Annotated in this window: 22 protein-coding genes and 1 pseudogene; 7 read left to right on the top strand and 16 right to left on the bottom strand. The window is 37.3% G+C overall.

What is annotated here, in order from left to right; all coding sequences use genetic code 11:
• Positions 1–254: 254 nt before the first annotated feature.
• On the top strand, positions 255–617 hold the full coding sequence (locus EHS11_RS03000) for a hypothetical protein (protein WP_135762941.1): 363 nt from the start codon (positions 255–257) through the stop codon (positions 615–617).
• A 110-nt stretch (positions 618–727) separates the two neighbouring features.
• On the opposite strand, the pseudogene EHS11_RS02995 reads toward EHS11_RS03000, so the two are convergent.
• The 4 genes and pseudogenes from EHS11_RS02995 to EHS11_RS02980 all read right to left on the bottom strand — a co-directional run.
• Positions 728–943 (bottom strand): annotated as a pseudogene (locus EHS11_RS02995) (transposase); the annotation flags it as partial.
• Positions 944–976: 33 nt separating this feature from the next.
• Positions 977–1,321: a DUF3024 domain-containing protein gene (locus tag EHS11_RS02990; RefSeq protein WP_135762940.1), complete on the bottom strand. Its 345-nt coding sequence runs from the start codon at positions 1,319–1,321 to the stop codon at positions 977–979.
• Positions 1,322–1,887: 566 nt separating this feature from the next.
• Positions 1,888–2,562, bottom strand: coding sequence for a hypothetical protein (locus EHS11_RS02985; RefSeq protein WP_135762939.1), 675 nt, complete (start codon positions 2,560–2,562; stop codon positions 1,888–1,890).
• A 69-nt stretch (positions 2,563–2,631) separates the two neighbouring features.
• Positions 2,632–3,378, bottom strand: coding sequence for a hypothetical protein (locus EHS11_RS02980; protein WP_135762938.1), 747 nt, complete (start codon positions 3,376–3,378; stop codon positions 2,632–2,634).
• Positions 3,379–4,045: 667 nt separating this feature from the next.
• Between EHS11_RS02980 and EHS11_RS02975 the strand changes: the two genes are divergently transcribed.
• Complete coding sequence (locus tag EHS11_RS02975) at positions 4,046–5,293, top strand: transposase (RefSeq protein WP_135762937.1); 1,248 nt, start codon at positions 4,046–4,048, stop codon at positions 5,291–5,293.
• Here EHS11_RS02975 and EHS11_RS02970 read toward each other — a convergent pair.
• From EHS11_RS02970 to EHS11_RS02950, 5 genes are read right to left on the bottom strand one after another with little or no spacing between them, the layout of a single operon-like run.
• Positions 5,280–6,815, bottom strand: a complete 1,536-nt coding sequence (locus EHS11_RS02970) for an SDR family NAD(P)-dependent oxidoreductase (protein ID WP_135762936.1) — start codon at positions 6,813–6,815, stop codon at positions 5,280–5,282. The genes EHS11_RS02975 and EHS11_RS02970 overlap by 14 nt on opposite strands.
• Positions 6,816–6,860: 45 nt before the next feature.
• Positions 6,861–7,553 (bottom strand): lycopene cyclase domain-containing protein, encoded by a 693-nt coding sequence (locus EHS11_RS02965; protein WP_135762935.1) that lies wholly within the window; start codon positions 7,551–7,553, stop codon positions 6,861–6,863.
• A 2-nt stretch (positions 7,554–7,555) separates the two neighbouring features.
• Complete coding sequence (locus EHS11_RS02960) at positions 7,556–8,455, bottom strand: prenyltransferase (protein ID WP_135762934.1); 900 nt, start codon at positions 8,453–8,455, stop codon at positions 7,556–7,558.
• Positions 8,456–8,457: 2 nt separating this feature from the next.
• Positions 8,458–9,582 (bottom strand): ABC transporter permease, encoded by a 1,125-nt coding sequence (locus EHS11_RS02955; RefSeq protein ID WP_135762933.1) that lies wholly within the window; start codon positions 9,580–9,582, stop codon positions 8,458–8,460.
• Positions 9,579–10,325: an ABC transporter ATP-binding protein gene (locus tag EHS11_RS02950; RefSeq protein WP_135762932.1), complete on the bottom strand. Its 747-nt coding sequence runs from the start codon at positions 10,323–10,325 to the stop codon at positions 9,579–9,581. The genes EHS11_RS02955 and EHS11_RS02950 overlap by 4 nt, the downstream gene beginning before the upstream one ends.
• Before the next feature lie 49 nt (positions 10,326–10,374).
• On the opposite strand from EHS11_RS02950, the gene EHS11_RS02945 reads away from it, so the two are divergent.
• The gene (locus tag EHS11_RS02945; protein WP_135762931.1) at positions 10,375–11,343 is read left to right on the top strand and encodes a prenyltransferase; all 969 of its coding nucleotides are present in this window, start codon (positions 10,375–10,377) and stop codon (positions 11,341–11,343) included.
• Positions 11,340–12,083, top strand: a complete 744-nt coding sequence (locus EHS11_RS02940) for a hypothetical protein (RefSeq protein ID WP_135762930.1) — start codon at positions 11,340–11,342, stop codon at positions 12,081–12,083. Before EHS11_RS02945 ends, EHS11_RS02940 begins: the two co-directional genes overlap by 4 nt.
• Here EHS11_RS02940 and EHS11_RS02935 read toward each other — a convergent pair.
• The 4 genes from EHS11_RS02935 to EHS11_RS02920 all read right to left on the bottom strand — a co-directional run bounded on the left by EHS11_RS02935 (position 12,080) and on the right by EHS11_RS02920 (position 15,664).
• Positions 12,080–13,255, bottom strand: coding sequence for a M48 family metallopeptidase (locus tag EHS11_RS02935; RefSeq protein ID WP_246047559.1), 1,176 nt, complete (start codon positions 13,253–13,255; stop codon positions 12,080–12,082). The genes EHS11_RS02940 and EHS11_RS02935 overlap by 4 nt on opposite strands.
• A 99-nt stretch (positions 13,256–13,354) precedes the next feature.
• On the bottom strand, positions 13,355–14,836 hold the full coding sequence (locus EHS11_RS02930; protein ID WP_135762929.1) for a potassium/proton antiporter: 1,482 nt from the start codon (positions 14,834–14,836) through the stop codon (positions 13,355–13,357).
• A 16-nt stretch (positions 14,837–14,852) separates the two neighbouring features.
• Positions 14,853–15,269, bottom strand: coding sequence for an LIC13259/LIC11441 family protein (locus tag EHS11_RS02925; protein WP_135762928.1), 417 nt, complete (start codon positions 15,267–15,269; stop codon positions 14,853–14,855).
• A 50-nt stretch (positions 15,270–15,319) separates the two neighbouring features.
• On the bottom strand, positions 15,320–15,664 hold the full coding sequence (locus EHS11_RS02920) for a hypothetical protein (RefSeq protein ID WP_135762927.1): 345 nt from the start codon (positions 15,662–15,664) through the stop codon (positions 15,320–15,322).
• 57 nt (positions 15,665–15,721) lie between these two features.
• On the opposite strand from EHS11_RS02920, the gene EHS11_RS02915 reads away from it, so the two are divergent.
• Both EHS11_RS02915 and EHS11_RS02910 read left to right on the top strand, forming a co-directional pair.
• The gene (locus EHS11_RS02915; RefSeq protein ID WP_135762926.1) at positions 15,722–16,438 is read left to right on the top strand and encodes a pseudouridine synthase; all 717 of its coding nucleotides are present in this window, start codon (positions 15,722–15,724) and stop codon (positions 16,436–16,438) included.
• A gap of 107 nt (positions 16,439–16,545) precedes the next feature.
• Positions 16,546–17,133, top strand: coding sequence for a DUF6962 family protein (locus EHS11_RS02910; protein ID WP_135762925.1), 588 nt, complete (start codon positions 16,546–16,548; stop codon positions 17,131–17,133).
• A gap of 107 nt (positions 17,134–17,240) precedes the next feature.
• On the opposite strand, the gene EHS11_RS02905 is transcribed toward EHS11_RS02910, so the two are convergent.
• Positions 17,241–18,077: an acyl-[acyl-carrier-protein] thioesterase gene (locus EHS11_RS02905; RefSeq protein WP_246047557.1), complete on the bottom strand. Its 837-nt coding sequence runs from the start codon at positions 18,075–18,077 to the stop codon at positions 17,241–17,243.
• Positions 18,078–18,993: 916 nt separating this feature from the next.
• On the opposite strand from EHS11_RS02905, the gene EHS11_RS02900 reads away from it, so the two are divergent.
• On the top strand, positions 18,994–19,890 hold the full coding sequence (locus tag EHS11_RS02900) for an integrase core domain-containing protein (RefSeq protein WP_425460534.1): 897 nt from the start codon (positions 18,994–18,996) through the stop codon (positions 19,888–19,890).
• Between the two features lie 340 nt (positions 19,891–20,230).
• On the opposite strand, the gene EHS11_RS02895 is transcribed toward EHS11_RS02900, so the two are convergent.
• Together EHS11_RS02895 and EHS11_RS02890 are read right to left on the bottom strand one after the other, a co-directional pair.
• A complete protein-coding gene (locus tag EHS11_RS02895) occupies positions 20,231–21,121 on the bottom strand; it encodes an SH3 domain-containing protein (RefSeq protein WP_135762923.1) in 891 nt (296 codons plus the stop codon).
• A gap of 12 nt (positions 21,122–21,133) precedes the next feature.
• The coding region (locus EHS11_RS02890) for a hypothetical protein (RefSeq protein ID WP_167884326.1) at positions 21,134–21,921 on the bottom strand (788 nt) is incomplete at its 5' end.

Raw genomic sequence — 21,921 nt, 5'->3', positions numbered from 1 at the left:
AAATCATTTTTCCGTTTACAGGATGTGTGACCACTGCTTCTTCGAAGCTGTCAGGTGAATACTATATCAATACACGTATTGCCTAGAAGGAACATATTTAGTCCAAACGAAATCAATTCAAAGATAATTGCTACACTATAGGAAACATGCATAAATTTAAAAGCTATTGCTATTCCTTAATCATCTGTTTCGCTTTCGCTAATTGTAGTGACGTAAAGGCTCCCGATAGATTCAAACATTGTAATTACAAGGGAATGTTATATGAAGGATTTACTTACGAATCACTTGATGACTTATTTGATGAAGTTTGTGAGCAGATCAATATTCGAAAGAATTCATGTAATGGTGAAAATAAAAATTCTAAAATAATCAAAAAAGTTAAACATAAATGTTTTTCAGAACACGGTGCTTCTATTTCCCCGTTTGGTCCAACAGCCCCTCTTCGAATGCATACCGATCCAAAAGAATATGTTGCTGTTTCTTTTGAAGAAAATTTAAAAGGAATGTGTATCTTGCAAAGCTTTGTCGATATCAGCTTAAAAGAGGAAGTTTTCCCTCTCGGAATTGTTTATTGTTTGGAAGGTACGTATATAGTTGTACCGAATTCTACTCAATAAATTATCCAGAGATAGTATTCACCAGTCACACATCTAATTTTAATTAGATCAAATGGTTTCTGCCGATTCAAGTCCGGGGGTGTAAGGAAATTTGTGTAAATGACCTATCTTTAAATCGAATTCACGTCCAGCCGATCTCCGAAAATAATAGAGAACTGGTTCATCGCTTTTCCCCACTCTTGTATTGGCATGGTCCATTTTTTAGACATATTGTTCAATGCTAAATAGAGTAACTTTATAGCCGCCTCATCTGTTGGGAATGAACCACGATTTTTGAATATTTTTCTAAGACCCATATTCATGGATTCGATAGCATTTGTAGTGTGCTCAAAGTGGGAAAGAAAATTAAGGGAAATGACTTATCCCCAAAAGCATCCGAATTCATCAAGATCAACAGTTTTGACAAATTCTTCAATGTATCGAACGAAAGGTTTTGGATTGTAAGAATGCCATTTCAAATCAGATTTCTGCCAATATACTTTCCAGATATTATCTTTTAACACAAAAGTAGCTTTCGCGATAGGACTTTCAATAAATTGTGAAGAATCATTCCACTTAGGTCTAGTTGTAAAAATTTCGACCTTGCCTTTTTCTATTTTATAATTGATATCTAGCCGATTTCGAAGTTCAGGAGGTGGTCTCCGTTTTTTTAACAATTCATCCAAAGATTTTTGTATTCTTTTAATTTCTATTTCAGTAAACATGATTCAGGCAAACTAAGTATTTCCAAGAAAATTTGTTTCTAATTGTTTTCTGAAATCAAAAGAAATCAAGTTTAAAAAGTTCGTTCCAGAATGTAAATCTGGACAATCAATCCAACGAAAAAATTGTTCCTTATTTTTCCTTGAAAGATCATCTTCTTCGATGAACCGATGTGATTACGTGAATCGATTCGCTGTTACTAGTACTATTCATAGCATTACTCCTATTAGTTAGGAGCTAGAAAACTGTATGGTTTGTAAGGGGGTAAGTCCAATGTAATTGATAAGGAATTCTTCCGTATTAGATAATACCGGTAGATCTTACCAATCTCTTCAACAGATTCATAAAAATTGGTTCTATCCTTATTAATTAGTCTTCCACCAAGAATAAAGTTTTGTGGAAAAATCATTTTTTCGATTAGAGGAAATGTGACCACTGCTTCTTCAAACCCTATCAAGTGAATATTATCTTAACATAAGAAATGGAAATATAGTAATGCTTATTAATACTAATTTCCATTTCTTCGAAGAGGTTTCGTTGTTATATGACTGAAGTTATACTATTTTGATCAATAATTATTTAGCCAAGGATATACATTCTTTATTTCTTCATCTATATTTCGGGATAGTCGATCATACAAAAATCCTTTTCCCCCTTGTTTTTTGACATAATTGAGTGTTTCTGAATAATCTGTTAATTCATAAAAAATATAATTTCTTGCTATTCTATTCAAGAAATATGGATCTGAATTTAAGGTTAGAAAATCAAATTCTCCTTTATCACGCTTATGGTTATTATAATATTCGATTGTATACGTTAAAAGTTGTTCTTTTTCTAGATAAGGAATTTCTATTTTAAGATTCCACACGTAATCTAGTAAACTCTGGCATCTTGTTATTGCAGCTTTCTGGGCACCTTCTTTTGCAGATTTAACACGGTTGTTGTTTTTTGCTCTAAATTCTTTGAATGTGGCCGTTTCTTCAATTGCTGTAACTTTTTCTGACAAATATAGTTTTGTTTTACCATTACGAGAGAATCCATTTAAACGTTCTTCATCAGGCTCTGGATAAAAAATTGATATTGTTCTCTCTGTCCAACCTCTAGCCTTTAGATTTGCTTTGGTAAAATGCAATCTTTTATTTGCCGTAGATACTTGGGTGTCTGACTCGATGTTAATTTTCGTTTCCATATTTTGTTTTCCTTTTGTATTATTCAATTGCTCTTTAAATATTTCTTCAGTCATTGTTTCTCCATAGATTCATTATAATATTTTCCTTCTATTTTAGTTTCAGTGAGACTAAATTGATCTTTTTCATTTTCTTCTTTTTGGTTTATCCTTTACACATTCCTTGAGTATTTGTTTTGCCTTTTGTTCTAAATTTGAAAAGATTGCTTGGTTATTGTTTTTATAGTAATCCATTGCTTGTTTGTGTGAATCCATGCAATTGATTGGTTCTTCTTTGAAATAAAAATGAAAATTGCTTACATCTGGATCTATTCCTTCAAAAAATCTATTATCTGAGTATTGTTCAGAGGAGTAACGAGTTCCATAATCCATTGCATTGAAAATACTCTTGTTATATTCCTTTATATGAAAATCTCCTTTAAAACCAGGAATATAATGTGAAACTGCTTCTTCGAAGTTATCCATTAGTCTAGGGATTAGAAACACTGGAAAAACCATTGTGAAATGATAATGATGTAAACATCCTTCGATTCTACCATCTCCGAAATGACCAATTCTCATAAAATCCAGATGTTTATTTTTTTTTGTTTTTCCAAAATATTCAGTATGTGTTTTACAGAAAGTTCTGTTGATGACTTTTGATAATAATTCCTTTGAAGGTAATTCGTAACTTTTGCATTTATTTCTGAGAGCAAATGTAATCCAAAATGGTTTGTATAATGATTTATAATTGTTTATTTCACTATCAATTTCTTTAACTACTTTGCTAGTGTTTGTAAAATTAATACTTTTTGTTATGAAATCTGCATAATCAGATTTTTTAATGAAGTATTGTTTTAAGTTTAATATTTTTTGATTATTTACTGTTTTCATTTGGTTATTATTTAACTCCGTTTGTAAAATTAGTTAAAGCTTCGCCACTAAGTTGAAATTGTTCGTTTCGAAATAGGGACTTATAAACAGATCTAACCATTGCTACGATCTATTTATTTAAGTCTATGAGCGATTAGCCACTAACCGTATAAATGTATTAGTTTAAATTCGTTATTTCTTCTTCTCGCTACTATCTAACGGGATTGAAAATGAAGATTGTAATGTAATTCATTTTGATAATGGAAGAAAAAGTGATTTCTTCTATGTTAGAAACTTTCTAGTGATCTGATTGTCTCAGACATTCTATAGTAACTTTATTAAAGCGATTATTTTCGATTTCTAGCGGTCTCTACGATAGTTTTAGTATAAGTTGATGGATGTAAAATCGGATGGCTTAAAATGCAATTGGTAAGCTTCTAATTGAGGTTATGTTTCTCGCGGATACTTTACATCAGTGAATTTGAATTCCATCGTAATTAGAGTAGAATGATATCTGTAAGTCGGTCGAAAATCTTCGAATTCATCCTTTTTGCATTAATTACTAATATTTTTTCTAAAAAGTATGAAAAACACTTATTTGCATATGTACAATACATATGTTAAGTTTTTTCTTCTCCTCTCAAAAATCATCTTGCATTGATCCCAGTTAGAACAGAGAAATGTTTTCATGTTGCTTAAATCAGGTGCCAAAAGTGGAATTCTGGAGACTAACACAGAGAGTTATCAATCTGTTGCCAAAAAGACAAGAGCCTTATCCCCAAGTCCCACCATCGGCTCGGCAAACCAGTCATTATCACCATACCCTTTCTTAAATAAATTCATTCCTTGCAATGGATTCACTAATCACTACGGCACTTCTTACACAAATCCACTTTTAACCAATGCTACTTTGGATAGACACTATTCTCTACTGACACTCTCTATCCTTACAAAATTATTCATTAAGGGATGTGATTGTGAAGGTTCCACACTTCGTTATTTATGCATCAAATCTAGACCTTCGATTGCTAGATGTAATGTATGCAATAAACAGATAAGCATCACTGCTAAGACTCCCTTAGATAATTACAAATTAAAGCTCTCTTACTTCTCCTATATCCTTCAGGACTCAATTCTTCAATATCCAAAGGTCATTACTTCCACTGAGATCAGTAGGAAATTAAACCTACCTTATAAAACTGCTTATTATCTAAAGAAGCGAATTCAAATCATTTGTTCTCTATTGAATGATTCCCTGAGAGAGAAACTCTATAATGAATTAGAAACCTTCTCTGAAAAGAATCCTTTGAGATTACCTAAACAAGGGGACTTAAGACCTTTATTACAAGGGATTCCAGTTGCTACATGTGATTCAGTAGTATTGTATTCTTCATCCTTAAGAGCCAATAAGCATAGATCTAGGAGGTTCAAAACAGGTTCTTCCAGTATTTACCTTTCTAACAATCTAGGAGGGGAACAAAAGGGAGTCTTAGTCCATACTGTCGGAGTGAACCATGGAATGACCTTTTACAAAAGTATCCCTCTGAATAATCAGTCCTACTTACTGAAGGATCTAAATTCCAAAATTCCTTCTTACATCCCTTTATTCACTGATGAGGGTTATTCTTTTATCTGGGACAGACCCAATCATCGAATGGTGAATCACTCAAAGAAGAGTAATGATCATAGATACAATTTGAGTCGGGAAAGATGGATTACTAAGGAAGGAGTCACTTCTAATGGAGCAGAGGCAAGGAACAATACGTTAAAGCAAGCATTCAGGTCTTACCATTATATTTCTCCCAAGTGGTCACAATTGTATCTGGATGAGATTAGCTTTCTAGGGAACTTACGTTACAGTGAAGGCTTGAAGGAGCTTCTGTTTGAAGGCGGAAGTGTGGGGGAAAGTGATAATGGCTGTTTTACCAATCGATAGGAAAGTAATCTTTCAAAAATTTACCAACCCAATGTTTCTCAGTATTGATTCCATCAAACAACGGATCCAAAACCCTCGCCGCACCGTCTACTATATCCAAAGGTGGTTGAAAATCATGTAACTCTTGTTTGCGTTTTGAAAGCTCCATAGGATCTTCATCAGTCACCCAGCCGGTGTCGACTGCATTCATATAGATTCCGTCTTTTGCAAAATCACTTGCCGAAGTATGAGTGAGCATATTGAGCGCAGCTTTAGCCATATTGGTATGAGGGTGGCGGTCTTCTTTTTTGAATCGATGAAATTTTCCTTCCATTGCGGAAACATTGACAATATGTTTTTTCCCAGTGTTTTTCTTTCTCATAATGGATACAAGTCGGTTGCAGAGTACGAATGGTGCTACTGCATTCACCAACTGAACTTCCAACATTTCCGAAGTGTTGATCTCTCCCAGTCTTAATCGCCAACTATTTGTTTTGCGGAGATCGACTTGTTGTAAGTCAGCGTCCACTTCACCTTCGGGAAAAACCGCTTCCAGCTCATGAGAATTGTCATGTGAGTAGGGGATTTGAGATAACTGCGCGGAGGAACGGATTCCGATGCCGGGAAGTTTTCCTGTCCAACTCACCGGCAGTGCTTTTTCTTCCGCAAGGTTTTCTATTTTTAGACGGGAGACGGACAATGATGAGGTTAGTTGTTTTTTACATTCTTCGTGAAACATTAAAAGTTTTTTGGCTTCACTCGGTAGATCGGAATAATTTAAGTTTTCATTGGCAATGAGATGACTGTAAAAACCGGGAGGCCGTCTAACCGTTTGCGCGGCGTTGTTAATAAGAATATCAAGTCGATCTAAGTGGTGTTCCAAATAGCTCGAGAAAATTTCCACACTGGGTGTGTGGCGCAGATCCAATCCGAAGATTTGAAGTCTGTTTTTCCATTTTCCATAATCATCCTCTTTGGAAAACCTAAGGGCTGCATCTACCGGAAAACGTGTAGTTGCAATGACCTGTGCTCCTGCACGTAACAGCATCAAGGTGGCCTGGTAGCCGATTTTCAATCGGGAGCCTGTAATGACGGCAACTTGTCCGTCCAGAGGAGCAGTCTGAAACCTTTTAGCATAATTGAGATCGGCACATTCCGGACACATGGAATCATAGAAAAAATGAAGTTTGATAAACTCTTTTTTACAGATATAACAGTTGCGAGGTGATTTCAGTTCCGAGGCTTTTTCCCAACTCCAACCACCCGATTGGTCTGTGATTTGTAACGGCGCTTTGAATACTGTCTCGGTTCGTGCAATACGAATCCCGGTCAATGATCTGGCTTTTTTTTCTTCTGTAACAATCGCAATACGGCGATTCTGTTTTATCGTTTTATTGCGCCTTCGGATCTCATTACGGTCGGGTCGGGAAACCTTGCCTGCTGCAATCATAAGGGCAAGTCTTTCCTTGTCGGGAATGTTTGTGAGTTTGTCCGGGTTATTTGCCAACTCTTCTAAAAACTGAATGCACTCTCGAAGATCCATAATGCCTAGAATGAGTTTAGTTTAGAATAGGGGTGCTGTGGCAATTCAAATTATCTTTTCGTATCCGTGACGAAAGACAAATGGATAAAAGAGTGTGGCAATGGAACCTGAAGCAAATCCATAGATTAATTCTTCTACGGGAATTCCGTAAATATTCCGGTTTATAAATTTTTCAGTATGCCAGATCAGTTGGAATAGATCGGGATAGATCCGTAATAAAATTAAACATAAGAAAGCATAGATTATCATCGATAACACCCCTCCAAACAAACCAGGTAGGATCAGATCGTTTCTGATTGCCATAATTCCGAGGCTTATCAAAATCATAAGGATAGGTGCTCCATAGATAATGGGAAATTCCGAAACAGCGAAAAGAAAAACAAAGAAGAAACAACAGAAGAGAATCCCGAACAATATAGTGGCGGATGAAATTTGTCTTTTGAGTTTTATCTCTACGAGTTTTTTGTTGAAAAAGAAAGGGTAAGCCGTGGAAGTAAATGCGGACAATCCTATAACAAAGATTAAATCTTCTATTCCGAATCCAATATAGTTTACCAAATTAAATAAAAAAACAGGCTCCCAGTAACTAGGATAAAATAAGAATTCGGTAAATCCAAAAGGCACTGAGCAAACTGCAAGAATCCTTATCGTTTTTCGCAAATCCTTTCTAAATAAGTAGATCAGAATCCCCGGGACGGAAAAAATCAAAGATAGAATTAAAAAATTATATCTTAACATTTTTATCCGTAAAAGAAATACAGAATGAGTTCGATTTGTACACTCAATGCAAAAAAGATGGAAAAGAAAACAAATAGAGAGATTGAATATCCTCCCGGTTTCCCCTTCCGTCCCAATATGGATCCGAATATTCCCAAAAGAGGAATGTAATGATAAAAATCTTTTTCAAAATAAGAAAAGTGAATTTGCAAATAGCGAATGAAAAAAAGATAAGTTACGATTTCCAAAATAAGCAGGACCGTTTTTGCCAAAGGATCACCTAGCAGAACGGTAATGGTTTTCTTTTTTGAGATTTTATCCGAAGGCGCATCTGGTAAGGATGTGGCAATGGCACATGCCAAATTCATCGGAAGAAGAATATAAAAAAGTTCTATTGGAAAATGGGAAAAGTCGCCCGATTGAGCCAAATAACCGTAGGTTGGCAGAATCATACCAACACCTAACATTTGTAAAAATTCCCCTCCTCCCCGGTAGGAAAGTCGAAACGGAGGATAGGAATAAGCATAAAGCAGAAAAATTGCACATAAATTCAATACAATCAAAATCGTCTTTCCGGTATAAACGGCCGTTACCGAAGAAACGATCGTGCATAAAATAGCCATAAGAATACCGGCTTTTTTTAAACTATGTGATTTCAATTTTCCTTCCGCAATCACCCTGGATCCGCCGGAAAAAATAGTGAATGTTTCATTTTTTAAATCCGTCTCTCTATCCGCGTAATCGTTTGCATAAACGATATAAAGTTGGTTGAAAATACCAAAGAGTTGGACAAGTAGAAATGTTATCGGGTTTAGGTGATTTTCATTATAATAATAAACCGATTGGCCGAGTAACAGGGGAAGAAAGATATAAGATTGGGAAGGCAGTCGTGAGGCCTTGATCCATGGCATGATTTGTTTCATTGCTAATTCCTTCCGTCCTTATCAAATAAAAAGTTTTTATATGAAAAATAGCCTAAAAGATAATAAAACAGAGATAATGCGGATAAAACTGATAGTTCGAAAAATATGAAATCGAAACCTTTGTTCCAAATGAGCAAACTATCCAATGCAGATTTCATCAGTGCGGTCGGGAGCAAATAAAATACATCGAAGCCATCGCCTATATTGATTAACAAAGTCGGTTTTGGAAATATAATTCCGGAGAAGAGGAGAAAAAGAAACATTATGAAACTGGAAGTCAAAAATGCCTGCTGGGACGTTTTCATAAAGCTTGCTATCAATAGTCCCGTTCCCACACAGGAGACCGCACCCAAGAGACAAATAAGAAAAATAAATATTAGTTTATCATGAAATTGATAACCGAGTATTTTTGTTATGATCAGTGAAAATAAAATGGACAATGTCCCGTTGAATAATTGCAGAAAACTTGATCCGATCAAGACGGAAAAGACGTGTGTATTTGACATCTTGTAACGCAGGTAAGTTTCAGATTCGATTTCCGCTGCCATCATCATTGAGGAAGAAAAGACAAGCATGATTATTGAAAAAACAAGCAATCCCGGTACAAACTTTTCAAAGTCGGATTGAGGGGAAACTTCCCGATTGTTTTTTATCTGAATCGAAAAAGGGAGGTTCGTCTCGGTGGAAAATAAATCTAAAAGATCGGATTTCAGTTTTAAAGAAATATTCTGTTCCTTAAGATTGTTGTCAGAAGTAAAGATTTCGATTTTTATTTTCTGAAATTTGTTTTTTGCCAAATCTCTTTCGGCACCGATTTTGATCCCCAGAAAAATTTTGCGCTCTTCTAGTTTTGTATCGAATTCTTTTTGGGATCGGATGATTTGTATTTTTTCCTTTTGCGAACCTTTCATCCGATTTACAATCGAATCCACAATCGTTTGACTTCTGTAAGTCGGTATATTTGCGGACTCTTGCAAATATAAACCGATCGTTTCTTTCGGAGAATTTCCGATTAACAACCAGTAAAAAAAAATAAAAAAAGGAGTGGTAAACACCGTCAAAAACATGTTAAGCGGGTTTCGAAATTCCTGCAAAAGCCCTCGTCGGAAAATAGAAAAGATTTTCAAGATTCGTCTCTCCTGGTATGATAAAGATACAATTCCTTGATTTTTTTTCTCAAAGATTCCGATTTTCCGTATTCATTGTGCCCTGACTGAAATACTAGATTTCCTTTTGACATGATTCCGATTTCGGAAGAGATCAGATCCACATCCTCCAGATCATGAGTGGTATAAAGAATGCTGACTTCATCTTTTACGACCAAATCATTGATTAGACTTCGAACCAAGTCTTTGCTTTCCATATCCAAATTTGCGGTGGGTTCATCCAGAACGAGAATTTCAGGATTGTGGATCAAAGAGATGGCAAGGTTCAACCGCTTTTGCATTCCCCCGGAAAGCCGATGAACGATCGTTCTGGCCTTATCTCTCAGTCCTAATTTTTCCAATAGGTAATCCGTTCGAATTTGGGCCGACTTTCGATCGAATCCATAAAGATCGGACATAAAAAGAAGTTGTTCCCGGCAATTAAGATTTTTCCAAAAGATGGGTGTTTGCGGACAATAACCTATGATTTGTCTATAATTCTCGCTATGCACTTTTTCTCCCCGGAGAAAGATGAATCCTGAGTCGGGGATCATAAGACCGGCTAAAATTTTTAGAAGCGTTGTCTTTCCGGCTCCGTTAGGACCTAATAGACAAAAATTGGATTTAGGGGCAAGGGTGAGATTGATATTTCGTAGGACTTGCAAATCACTAAAATTTTTGCAAACTTGCGATACCCTAAGTAAACTTGTTCCGTCAGAATCCATGATTCATGAACGATTATTCATACTGACCTAAGAGCAAAAGAAGTTTAAGTTGAGCCTAGTAGAAAAAATTTCCAAAATGAACCTCTTGGATCGTTGGCTTTATGCCTTAAAAATCAAGAGCTGGCCTAAGTTACTTGTCCCTTTCTTTTTCGGCCAGGCATTCGGTATGGCAAACACAGGTTTGGTTCATCCGGTTTCTTTTTTGGCCGGTTTCGCATTTACTGTCTTTTTATTAATCTATATAGTTTTGTTAAATGATTTTGCCGATGTCCACGTTGATACAGTAAAACGAACATTATTTCCGAATGATTGTTCTCCTAAAACGATTCCGGATCTTATACTTCCCCAAAAGAGCGTTTTGATCACAGGTATCGTCTCTGCTTTGTTATGTGTTCTTACCTCGGTGTTTATTGAATTTTTTTTGCATAAACCTTATGTCATCGGTTTTTCTCTACTTTGTATTTTTGTTTTTGCAGCGTATTCTTTGCCTCCGATCAGGTTAAACTACCGTGGAGGAGGAGAGTTCTTGGAAATGATCGGAGTGGGATTTATGTTGCCCGTATTTCATTTCTATCTTCAGTCAAATCTGTCATTTGGTTTTCATTTTTGTATATTTCTTATTCTTTCTACCCTATTTGCTTTGGCAAGTGCGCTAGCAAGCGGTCTAAGCGACGAGGTAAGTGACAAGGAGGGAGGAAAGTTCACCTTTGTTACGTTATTTGGCAATGGGTTCGTTCGCAAGATCATCGAATCGTTACTTGTTTTTTCGGTTCTTTATCTTCTGATAAGTTCTTTCATTTGGAAGGAAATCATATCCCCCGGACTCGGTATTGTTACCCTCTTGTATCTGATTTATCATGTTTTCCGTGTTTTGCAAAGAAGTAAGGATGCGGATACAAACCGATTCGAAGGTCAAAGAATTTACAAAGATCATATTCACAAAGCGATTTGGGGAACTTTAAGTATTGTTTCCGGTTATGAAATTTTAATTTCAATCAAACAATTGGTTCAAATATGAATCCTTTCTCGGAGATAGACAGGTTTGTTGATCTAAAATATCCTTCCCGGCGTACACTGTGTCCGGCTAAAAATCAGGTAACCCGTTTCGAAGAGATAGGCAATCAAATCTCCGATCTTTTACAAAATGAGACAAACTGGAAATATTCGGCAGAAGTTACTTCCAAAATAGTTCATAGCGTTATGGATCATTTTCCAGAAAATATTTTTTGGGACTTTGATTATATGATAATGAAAATAGTGAACAATTCAATTGATCCCGAGCAGGACTTTCTTCAGTCGATGAGTCTGACTGCCGGAAAAATTCTGAATATCTTTTCCATCTTCGGAAAAAATTCTGCAATTAAGTTCCGGTACATTCATGATTTTATCTACGGTTACGATTGGCTGAAGTGGATACTTGAAAAAAAACAGCCAGGAGATGAAACTGATCCTTACGGTGTCTGTTTTCTGGATTACATCGGCCACCGCGGGATGGAAATGATTTCTTTGGTTGGGAAAAACGATACCAACTATCCTGAGTTAAATGGAGAGTATCGGAATCCGTTTTTATTTTCCCGTTCCGATGAGGATGAAATCAATCTTCTTACGAATCTGGCCCGAAGCGGAAACATTCCCATCGAAGCTTGGGATCGATATGCAAATCCTAAGTCCGACCGAAACTACTCAAAGATTCGTTTGGAAAGATCCGAGCAAATGGGCATCCAAAGAAACGAGATGCCCGGCTCACATAAGACTTAAAACTCTTCCGCCATCCTGATTCTTTCTAGAGTGGTGGGATGAGAATGATACAAAAACACGTTGAGAGGATTCGGATTCAAACGGGATTTGTTGTCCCTTGCCATTTTGATTTCCGTGCTGATAAAAGATTTTTTATCTTTGGTCAACACAAGTGCTTCCCAATCTGCTTCTTTTTCCTGAAGGCGGCTCAAAGAGTTCCAAGTGGGAGAGGAAAAAAAACTGATAATGGAAATCAGTAAAAACAAAAAAGGAATGCTTGATGGAGAATGAATTTCCTTTAAATGGATGTTATTTTCTTCTTTTGTTTTCATAAATAAAAACCCCACAAGAAAACATAGTAGAGCCGTTTCGATCGTGCTGAGAGCTATGTCCTTCAACTGATGATTGTGCGACCAATGTCCGATTTCATGTCCTAAAACACTTACCACTTCTTCTTCGGTATGGTTTTGAATCAGCGTATCGTATAAAAATATTTTACGATTGTCTCCGAATCCCGTAAAATATGCGTTAGTGTGTCCGGAATATTTGCTTTCGTTGATCACATAAACCTTATCCACTTTGATCTTTGCCAAATCGCAAAGAGCTACGATCTTATTTTTCAGGCTTCCTTCTTCGATCGGTTTGTAATCGTAAAACAAGGGTGTGATCAGGATGGGAAATAGAATCGTAAATAATAAACTGAGTAGGAGAGAGCCGATCGGCAAAATCAATTTCCAGGTTTTTTTAAACTGCTTCAGTACAAATACCGCCAGGACCCCCAGTAAAATTCCGATTCCGATCGTGAGTGTCAATGTTTTTGAAGTACGGACAACCCAATCAATAAAGGTCATTTTGGAAAAACCGAATTGATGTTCCAATACGAATCCGAAATAATAGCTGAACGGTAATGATAGAATCGCTTTTGCAAAAGCAAAAACCAAAAAGAATAAAACTACTGTTAGATAGAAACGATCTTTTGTTTTCTGCGCCAAATAATCTTCAAGCCGTTTGGAAATGGGAGTAAAAACAAACAAACCCGTAAGAATGAAATCCAAAACTTGAGAAAGGATGGATGCGAAAAATCCTCTTCTTCCGTAGTCGATTCCGTTTTGGATGTCCGCTTCGGAAAAGTATTTTAAAATCCTTTCGTGAAGTTCCGGAGAACTATCTCCTTGGTAAGATAGATATTTCATCAATAAAGTGAAACCTATCTGCAAAAAATATAGGGTTAGGATTGTGCTTCGGAAATTTATCATTTATCTCTCTTGCGTTTTACGGCCGTTATATGTTATTTAGGAACTGATCGTTTCTTTTTTCTCTTTCATTTTGGACAAAATGGTTCGTATCTCGTTTTCAGCTCCCGGAGGTGTGAGTACGAGTAAAACGTCACCGTCTTCCATTTTTGTTTTTCCCGTAGGAACGATGTGCGAATCTCCCCGGTATATTAAAGTGATCAATGAATTTTCGGGAAAGTCCAATTCATATACAAATTTTCCAACCGAAGCGGACCCGTATGGAACGATAAATTCCAAAAGTTGTGTCCCGTGTGTTTCTTTGTTTTCGAATTCAAAAGGGTAGGAGGCTCTCTGTTCCAAAGGAGTTTCGAGCTTTAACAAACGTACCACGAAAGGTATTGTCGTACCTTGCAAAAGAAGGGATGTGATGACGGTAAAAAATACCAGATTGAAAATCATTTCCGATTCAGGTAATTGTTTGGCAAAAGGAAATGTGGCAAGAATGATCGGTGCGGCTCCCCTGAGCCCCACCCAAGAGATAAGAACCTTTTCCTTCCAGGGAATCTTTGTTCCGATCAGAGTCAGAAATACGGCAAGAGGTCTTGCAATGATCATGATAAAAATGGAAAAGGCAAAACCGATTCCCACTACGGCCGGAATTTTGGATGGGAATACAAGAAGTCCCAAGGTAAGGAACATGATGATTTGCATAAGCCATGCAATTCCATCCATAAAACGCACGTTAGATCGTTTGTGTACAAACGACCTGTTTCCCAAGATCATTCCGGCAATATATACTGCAAGGAACGGGTTTCCTCCCACAAGTTCTGTCGCGGAATAAACAAATAGGATCGAAGCGGAAAGCAAAACAGGATACAATCCTTCATAATCCAATTTGATTCGGTTCATCCCTCTATAGATTACGTAACCGAAAACGACTCCGGAAATGATTCCGAGACTGAACTGTTGGAAAATTTCTTTAGCTATGCTTTCCAGACTCGGCGAACCGGCACCTACAAATCCCAAAATGGTAGTTGTAAGCAAAACTGCCAAAGGATCGTTACTGCCCGATTCGAATTCAAGAAGGGATGTGAGTTCTTTTTTCATGCCTGTATTGCTGGTTCGTAGAACATTGAATACCGCCGCCGCATCCGTTGACGAGACAATGGCACCTAACAAATAGCCTACGACAGGAGGAAAGTTCAATACATAAACTGTAAACGTTCCGACGATCAGGCAAGTCAGTAATACCCCGATGGTTCCGAGGGAAATTCCTTTTCCTAGAATCGGGCGCACCTTGGACCAGTCTGTTTCCAAACCGCCGGAAAATAGTATAAATGCCAATGCAACGGAACCTACTTTTTGGGCAAGATCGGCATCTGTAAAAGGAATGCCCAGAATCCCGTCCGATCCTGCAAGCATTCCAATGGAAAGAAAGATGAGTAGGGACGGAATCCCAAACTTTGTAGAAACCCTCAATAGTCCAATACTAACTATGATTAAACTAGAGAGTACAAATATATTGATTTGGAATTCCATCTAACCTCAATAAAAATTAACTGATTCTTTTTCCAGAATCTTTTTTTTGCAGATACGGATTGTTCGCAATGTTTGCTTTTGTAATCCAGATCTTATTTGTGACAGGGCAAATATATGCCGCATATCTGAAATTTGCCGCCAGGTCCTTTAAAATAAGACATGTCTCAGATAGATATTGTTCTTGATCTTTGCGATTGATCGCATTTTCCAATAAAGCAATATTTCTCCAAGCCTTGGCTAAAATATTTTTGGAGTCCAGGGAACTGGACTCCAGGTTTTGGATTAAATGATAAATACCCTTTGTATGAATCATTTGATCCGTCCCTTTGGAATACAAGTCTCTTTGCATCAGGTCTAAACGTTCGAATAATTTTTCTTCTGCAGGGGCACTGATAATGGAAGAAGCAACAATATAAGTAAATAAAGTACGCATAAATATCTCCTAAAATATAATAAGTAAACGGGGGATAATACTTAGGGATTTTAGGTAAGAAGTCGTATGGTGCTTAACGGTTGAAAAAAACTGGAAACGGAATGTTTTCTATGGGATGAATAAGAAGAGTCATTAAGGTGCAGGTTCGGAGTTTTTTGTGAACTGTAGTTTGAATTTGAAAACTCATCCAAATCCAAAGCAGGTCTGTAGATTTCTCCTTCGGGGACGTTCCCTAATTGAAATGTGATTTGCTCATTGATTTTTAATTGGGAAGAACCTGACTGTATTTCGCTCCCGGAAACGGGAGGAAAGGCAAGATAGGCAGCCAAAACGGCTATAATCAAATGAACCCACATATTGAAGATTAGACTCATGGATTTGGATTTAGAAAACAATTTTTTTGTCTTATTTTGCGGGCTTTGGATTTGTATAGTCAGTAAAGATAGGAAATTATGAAAACGGAACGATTGGACAAAGTGCTTTCTCATTTAGGAATCGGATCAAGAACGGATGTTAAGCGCCTTGTTCGTGACAAACTAGTAAAAGTAAATGATGTGATCGTCCGGGACCCTTCGGTGAACGTTTCTCTTGCCGATAAAATTCAATACAAAGATGAAATTTTAAATAGAAAAGAACATTATTATTTTATGATGAATAAAGCTCCCGATTGTATCACTGCGACGGAAGATTCCAAAGAAAAGACGGTGATGGATTATTTATCGGAAAGACATAGAAATATGAATTTGTTTCCAGTAGGAAGATTGGATAAGGAAACGGAAGGACTTCTGATATTTACCACAAACGGGAAATTCGGTCATCATTACACTTCTCCAAAACACCATGTGGAAAAAGAATATTATGTTGAGGTGAACGGCAGATTGACTGAGGAAGATTCGGCTTCCTTTGAGAAAGGCATAGTATTGGAAGACGGGTACGAGTCCATGTCCGCCAAACTTGAAATCTTGGAATCCGGGGAAGTTTCCAAAGGAAGAGTGTATATCAAAGAGGGAAAATTCCGCCAAATTCGCAGAATGTTTGTTATGCTAGGAAAAGAGGTTTCTTATTTAAAAAGGGAAAAAATGGGAGCAATCCGTTTGGACCCTTCTCTTTCCATAGGCAAATACCGCGAACTCACTGATGAAGAGACTAGTCTATTGCAAAACACTTGATTTGAAATAGGTTTGCTACAAAATACTTAATTTTAAATCTGTTTTTTAGTTTCAAAATCCGGCAAGAAAGGATTGCTATTTTATTTTACTTTCTATACTGAAACCCCATGCAACTCAGCACATTCTTTTCCGATTTTTTTCTAAGCATTGTTTCTTTATATGCTGCTTTCCGGTTGAACCGTCTGACTTCCGTATCAGGTATTGCCGGAACTTACGCATTTGCTATCATAGGAATTTCCGCAGGATTGGGCAGCATCCACTTTTTGGGGATCTCGGCTCTTGATCCGATTTATCGTTTTTTTGTGGGACTCTCGGGTTATGTGGGAGTAGTTCTCATTGGTGTTGCCTATTTTCATTTGGGAATCCGAAAATTGGTTCGCAACCAGTTGTTTCTAATCGTAGGAATTCTGTTTATCGTCTACATAGTGTTTGGCTATTTTGTTTCTTTTCCTATTTTGTCGACGATCCTCGGCGGGATCTCCATGTTGCTTGTGATTTTTGTTTGTATTCGTAAAATTTCGAAGGAGAAAACAAGTGCGGTTTACGGTTTGGCCGGAGCTGCTTTGTTTATTCTGGCGGGGCTTGTGATCGGAACGAAAGGTTTCACCGGACCGATTTTGAATGTGGATTTATTTCATATAGGTCTTGCAATCGCCAATTACTGTTTGGGGACTTCGATTCTTAAACTTAAGTAAAGGATGATATAAAGACAACAGGATAACCATTTCTTGCTTTGTATCTCTTTGGATCACCTTGGCGTTGTTATAAAGGTGATCCTTTTCAGGTATTGGTTGTGATCGACTTATTTTTTCTCGATAAACTTTTCTACTTTTGCGATAAACTCCGGCGGAGCTTTTTTGGGCCTGGATGCGGAAAGAGCGACAAATAACTGTTCGTCTTTCATACTTACCAGAACTTTACCATCTTCACCCACAATATCCTGGCGAAAATAAAATCTTATCTTCTCAAAAGTTTCTATCCAGCTATGCAATGTGATCTTGGATCCTGGAGAGGGAAGTTCGTTGATTTGGATTTCTCCGCCCATAAAAAAAGTTGTGGTGTCCGTTGCTTTGATCAAAGAAAGGTCGATGACTTCGCGGAAAAAAAGAAACCGGCCTTCTTCGAATATTTTCCAAATCGAATCCGAGGGTAGATTCCAAAAACAATTCATATCACTGAAAGGAATAGGCCAATGATGTTCCAGTGTAAATTGTTCTTCCGATTTTTTATGGATACCGGATTCTTTCCAATTTTCTTCCAGAAGAGGAACGTCTAATATCAGTTTGGTTCCATCCTTGGATTGCAGATAGGAAGTCGAATAAAGTTCACAAGCAGGTTTACCCTTTGCATCTATTAAATTTTGTTTCCAGTAGAGTAATCCGTCTTTGTCCCGGGAAAGTTCTGTAACTACCTCTATATCCGAATTTGCAAATTGTTGTCCTAGAAACTTTATAAATGCGGAATGAGAGATATATTGAATTTCTTCTTCCAAACATCTATGAACGGAATACCCCAAGTCTTCCAGGATGGAAAACCTTGCGTCGTAACCAAACTTTTCATAAGTGCGGCTTGTGACATGGCGGTTCCAATCCAAATCGAAGGTATGAGTGCGGAGAGTGACTGTTTTTCGGATGGGCATGGTCAATCCTGAACAGTGTTTTCCCGGGTGTAAAGATAATTTTATGCAAGAGAGTTTCCAGTTGACCAAAGAGAAATCATTTGATTCGTCCTGTGGAAACTACTCCCGCCAAAAGGCCTGACATCCAGCTAAATGCAGTGGAGAATTTTTTATTCATAATTTCCCATCTTTAATTTGTTTCTCTCCGACTTGCCTCATGTTTCAGATCCCATTCTTTTTTGTTTGTTTCGTGTCTCGTATCCCACTCTATTCTGCTTGCATCCATCCTTGACATGGTGTCCCGGAATTCTTCCAAAAAATGCTCGTTAGCTGTATCGATTCTTTCCAGAACGGTTTGAATCTCTGCACGGATATAAGTTTATTCCTGTTAGATGGGTTTTGTCACGGACGATCCTGAGATGTGCTTTTGCCACCGAAGGGAAACATCTTTCTTGCTTTGAGGGGCTTTATCTTTGTTTTGCCTTAGCGCCTCGCATCTTTTCTTTTCCAGTTCCTCTTTTTTTATTAACCGACCGTGCTCTTCGTTCCAATCTTCGTTTCACGAAGGATTTCCACTGCGATCACTGACGCGGGGGTTGATTTTTATAAGGCAAGATTCTTTCTTGCTTTGTTCAATAACATAGTTTTTGCGGGGTTTAGGCTATTACTATTCAAAAACTTTTATACTTCCCTGTTTTTTAAAGTAATCTTTATTTATAAAATTCCGATTCATCATCAAAAAGTGGCCGCAAAACGACATAAATACATATGCTTATCATTGATTTTCTGATTTGCTTTGCTTCTTTTTCATCTCATTTCTTGTTTACGATATAAAGAACTCCTCCTGGAAAACCTGATCCTCAGAACCCAACTTGCTGCTTACAAAAGAAAACACAAAGTTTTTCATACAACTCCCTGGGAACGATGTAAGCTGGTCATGCTTTCTTATCTAGGCCCCGATTGGAAAACTTCTCTTATACTCGTTACTCCAAATACTCTCATTTCCTGGAGAAAGAAAAAGTGGAAACTTTTTTGGAATCTCGTTTCCTCAGGGAAATCAGGTAGACCTATGATCCAATGGGATCTGATCAAACTTACCCGGAAAATCGCGAAACAAAATCCCATCTGGGGTGCTACCAAAATCCATGGAACGATGATTAAGCTTGGGTTTATGATCTCGGAAAAATCGGTTTCCAAATATATCAAAACCCTTCGTAGATCGCCTAACCCCAGGAAAAGACTTGCTTGGAAAAACTTCTACGCTCTTCATTCCGACTCCATGATCGTCTCGGATCTATTTACAGTTTTCTCGTATAACTTTCGGGAAATATACAAAGTTATATTTTTTATGGATTTGGAAACAAGACAAATCCTTCATTATGACATAACAGTTAAAACCTCCACCAGATGGGTTAGAAAGGTTATCAAAGTAGCACTTAGAAAAAAAGATCCGAAGAATACTTCCTATGTCCTCACGGATAATGATACGTTATTTGGTAAAAGATTCTCCCGCTACCTGGAAAGACTTGGTATTAAACATAAGAAAACAGCCGTTCGTTCCCCCTGGCAAAACGGTTATGCAGAAAGATTTGTTAAAACCTGTAAGGAAGAATTTTTGGATTATTTTATTCCGTTGAATGAATATCATCTGCGAGTCAAACTGGAAGAATTCATACAGTTTTATAATCACAACAGAACTCATATTGCCTTGCGGAAAGACACTCCTGTATCTTCTCCTATCTTGCACAAACCCAGAGACGGAGATTACAAACTTGTATCACACCCAGTATTAGGTGGACTCTATCATACCTATTCCTGGGAAAAAGCCGCTTAAAAAACAGCCTTACCGCTATTTGGTTCTATAAAATTAAGGCCCTTTGGGGGAAGGACGAGCTATGCTTATTTGATTTTTTAAAAACCGATTTGCGCTAAGATTTTTGGAAATAATACGAGCTAATCAGTAGAACTTTGCTATTTTTCCCCAAAACCATTCCATCGAACCAAAATTCCTCCAGTTTAGCGAACACTTTGTCCGTTATTATAGTTTTTACGAGGTTCATACACATTTCCAACTTCTTTTCGTTAACCGACCGTGCTCTTCGTTCCAATCTTCGCCTTATTGGTTGGGCGAAGGATTTCCACTGCGATCACTTGCGCTGGGCCTTGATTTAAATTCATGGCCAAAATTCTCCTGGTCTTTTTAAAAAAATTCCAAAAACATAGCCTTCCTTGCCATCTCTCAATTTTACTTTTACCCAAGGGGCTATATTTTCTTCGATTTCTTCTATCTTTCCTGTATCCTCTGTTACTGTAACATTCATATCTTTTTCAAGCTTTGTTACTAGTTTACCCTTACGAGATGGTGTATCCCTTACGATGACGCCTGTTTTTCTCGCTACATACTCCCCCATTTCCATGTAAGGGATCAGATCGTAGCATTTATGTGGGCAAGACGATGGATCTAAATTAGGTTTTGTTTTCGATTCCTTTCCATCAAGGCGAATCGTTGCCTCGTCCCTACAATCTTCTCTTATTATGGGATGTTTTGACTTATCTATATATTCGTCTTCTTTCACATCCCAACATTTTTCGTTAATATATTTGGCGCTTATATCGACTTCTAATGATCTACCGCATTCATAATATCCCCATTTAGGTGGGGGATTCCCTTGAGAAGAGTAGACTGAAGTATATGCATAACAATAATTAGATTCCGAATATTGTCCGTCAAAATACGAAATGAATGTTTTTCCCTTTTTTAGAGACGGATGAAAGAAATTAACATATAAACCGACAGCACGAGAGGGTTCACGTCTATATTCTTTTATTTCCAAATCAAAAGATTTAAATTTAGTTTTTATAATCTTATCACCTTTGGCTTCAGTGACTACAGGCCTTTCTTTGATTCCTAATCGATTTAGTATATGTGCGAAATTATCTTCTCTTGGAGTAGTGGCCTCCTTATATCTTGGAACCAGTATCTCTAACTTGTTCTCCGGCTCGCTAGAGATTCCATTGCATTGGAATACAATAAATAATATTATTAGTAATGTTAGCCCTTTCATTGTTATCCCTTCTTATTCTTTTATTTTTACTAGCTGAAAGTGTACGTGAGTATCATGCCCATCCAAATAGGATACAGAAATATTTGTTCCACTAAATTCGTTAATTACATTCTGATCATTAAAAAATACCTGAAGTTTATAACCTTCAGGAACACTTTCTCCCATCACTTTAATTAGTTGAATTGTCTTATTTCTATCATAATTTGATGAATTGAAAGTGCTCGCTTGTGCTCCATTGTTTCCAGGGATACCAACATCTATAGCCGATGCATATTGATGATGACCTCCCGCAAAAGGAGAATTTCCTGCACCAGGCATGCTAAAATCATTTACAAAAATAGGTTGAGGGGCTCCTCCTTCACTTACCTGTAATTCTCTCCATTTTGTAGCCCCTGTCACAAATGTCTCGAGAGTAGGTTGGTCTGTAAATCGATGGATATTATCTGCAGAGTGGTAAGAATAACTTTTCCATAATGTATTTCCATCAGAATCCTCACCTTCTTTTGGCACATTATATCTTACTTCCTCATTGGTTCCGACCCCGTTGCTCGGAATTATTTCTTTACCAGTACTATGGGGTTTACTTGGATCACTTGTATGTTCATTTATTTTTTTGACTCTTTCTTCTAACGCAGCTTTATCTGTTTTAATATCATACTCTTTGATTCCTTTCACACCTCCGACCTCAATGTCTCTTCCGCCTAACGGAGTCACCCCATCAAATGTCGGAACAGTTATTCTCCCAACATTCGGAACAAGCGCAGGTATTTTAGTTACTGTCTGCAGGGATTGGTATTCAG

Origin of the sequence: Leptospira ilyithenensis (genome assembly GCF_004771005.1) — a bacterium.
Lineage (GTDB): Bacteria > Spirochaetota > Leptospiria > Leptospirales > Leptospiraceae > Leptospira_A > Leptospira_A ilyithenensis.
Note: the sequence above shows the minus strand (reverse complement) of the source record. Positions and strands in the feature narration are given on the sequence as shown.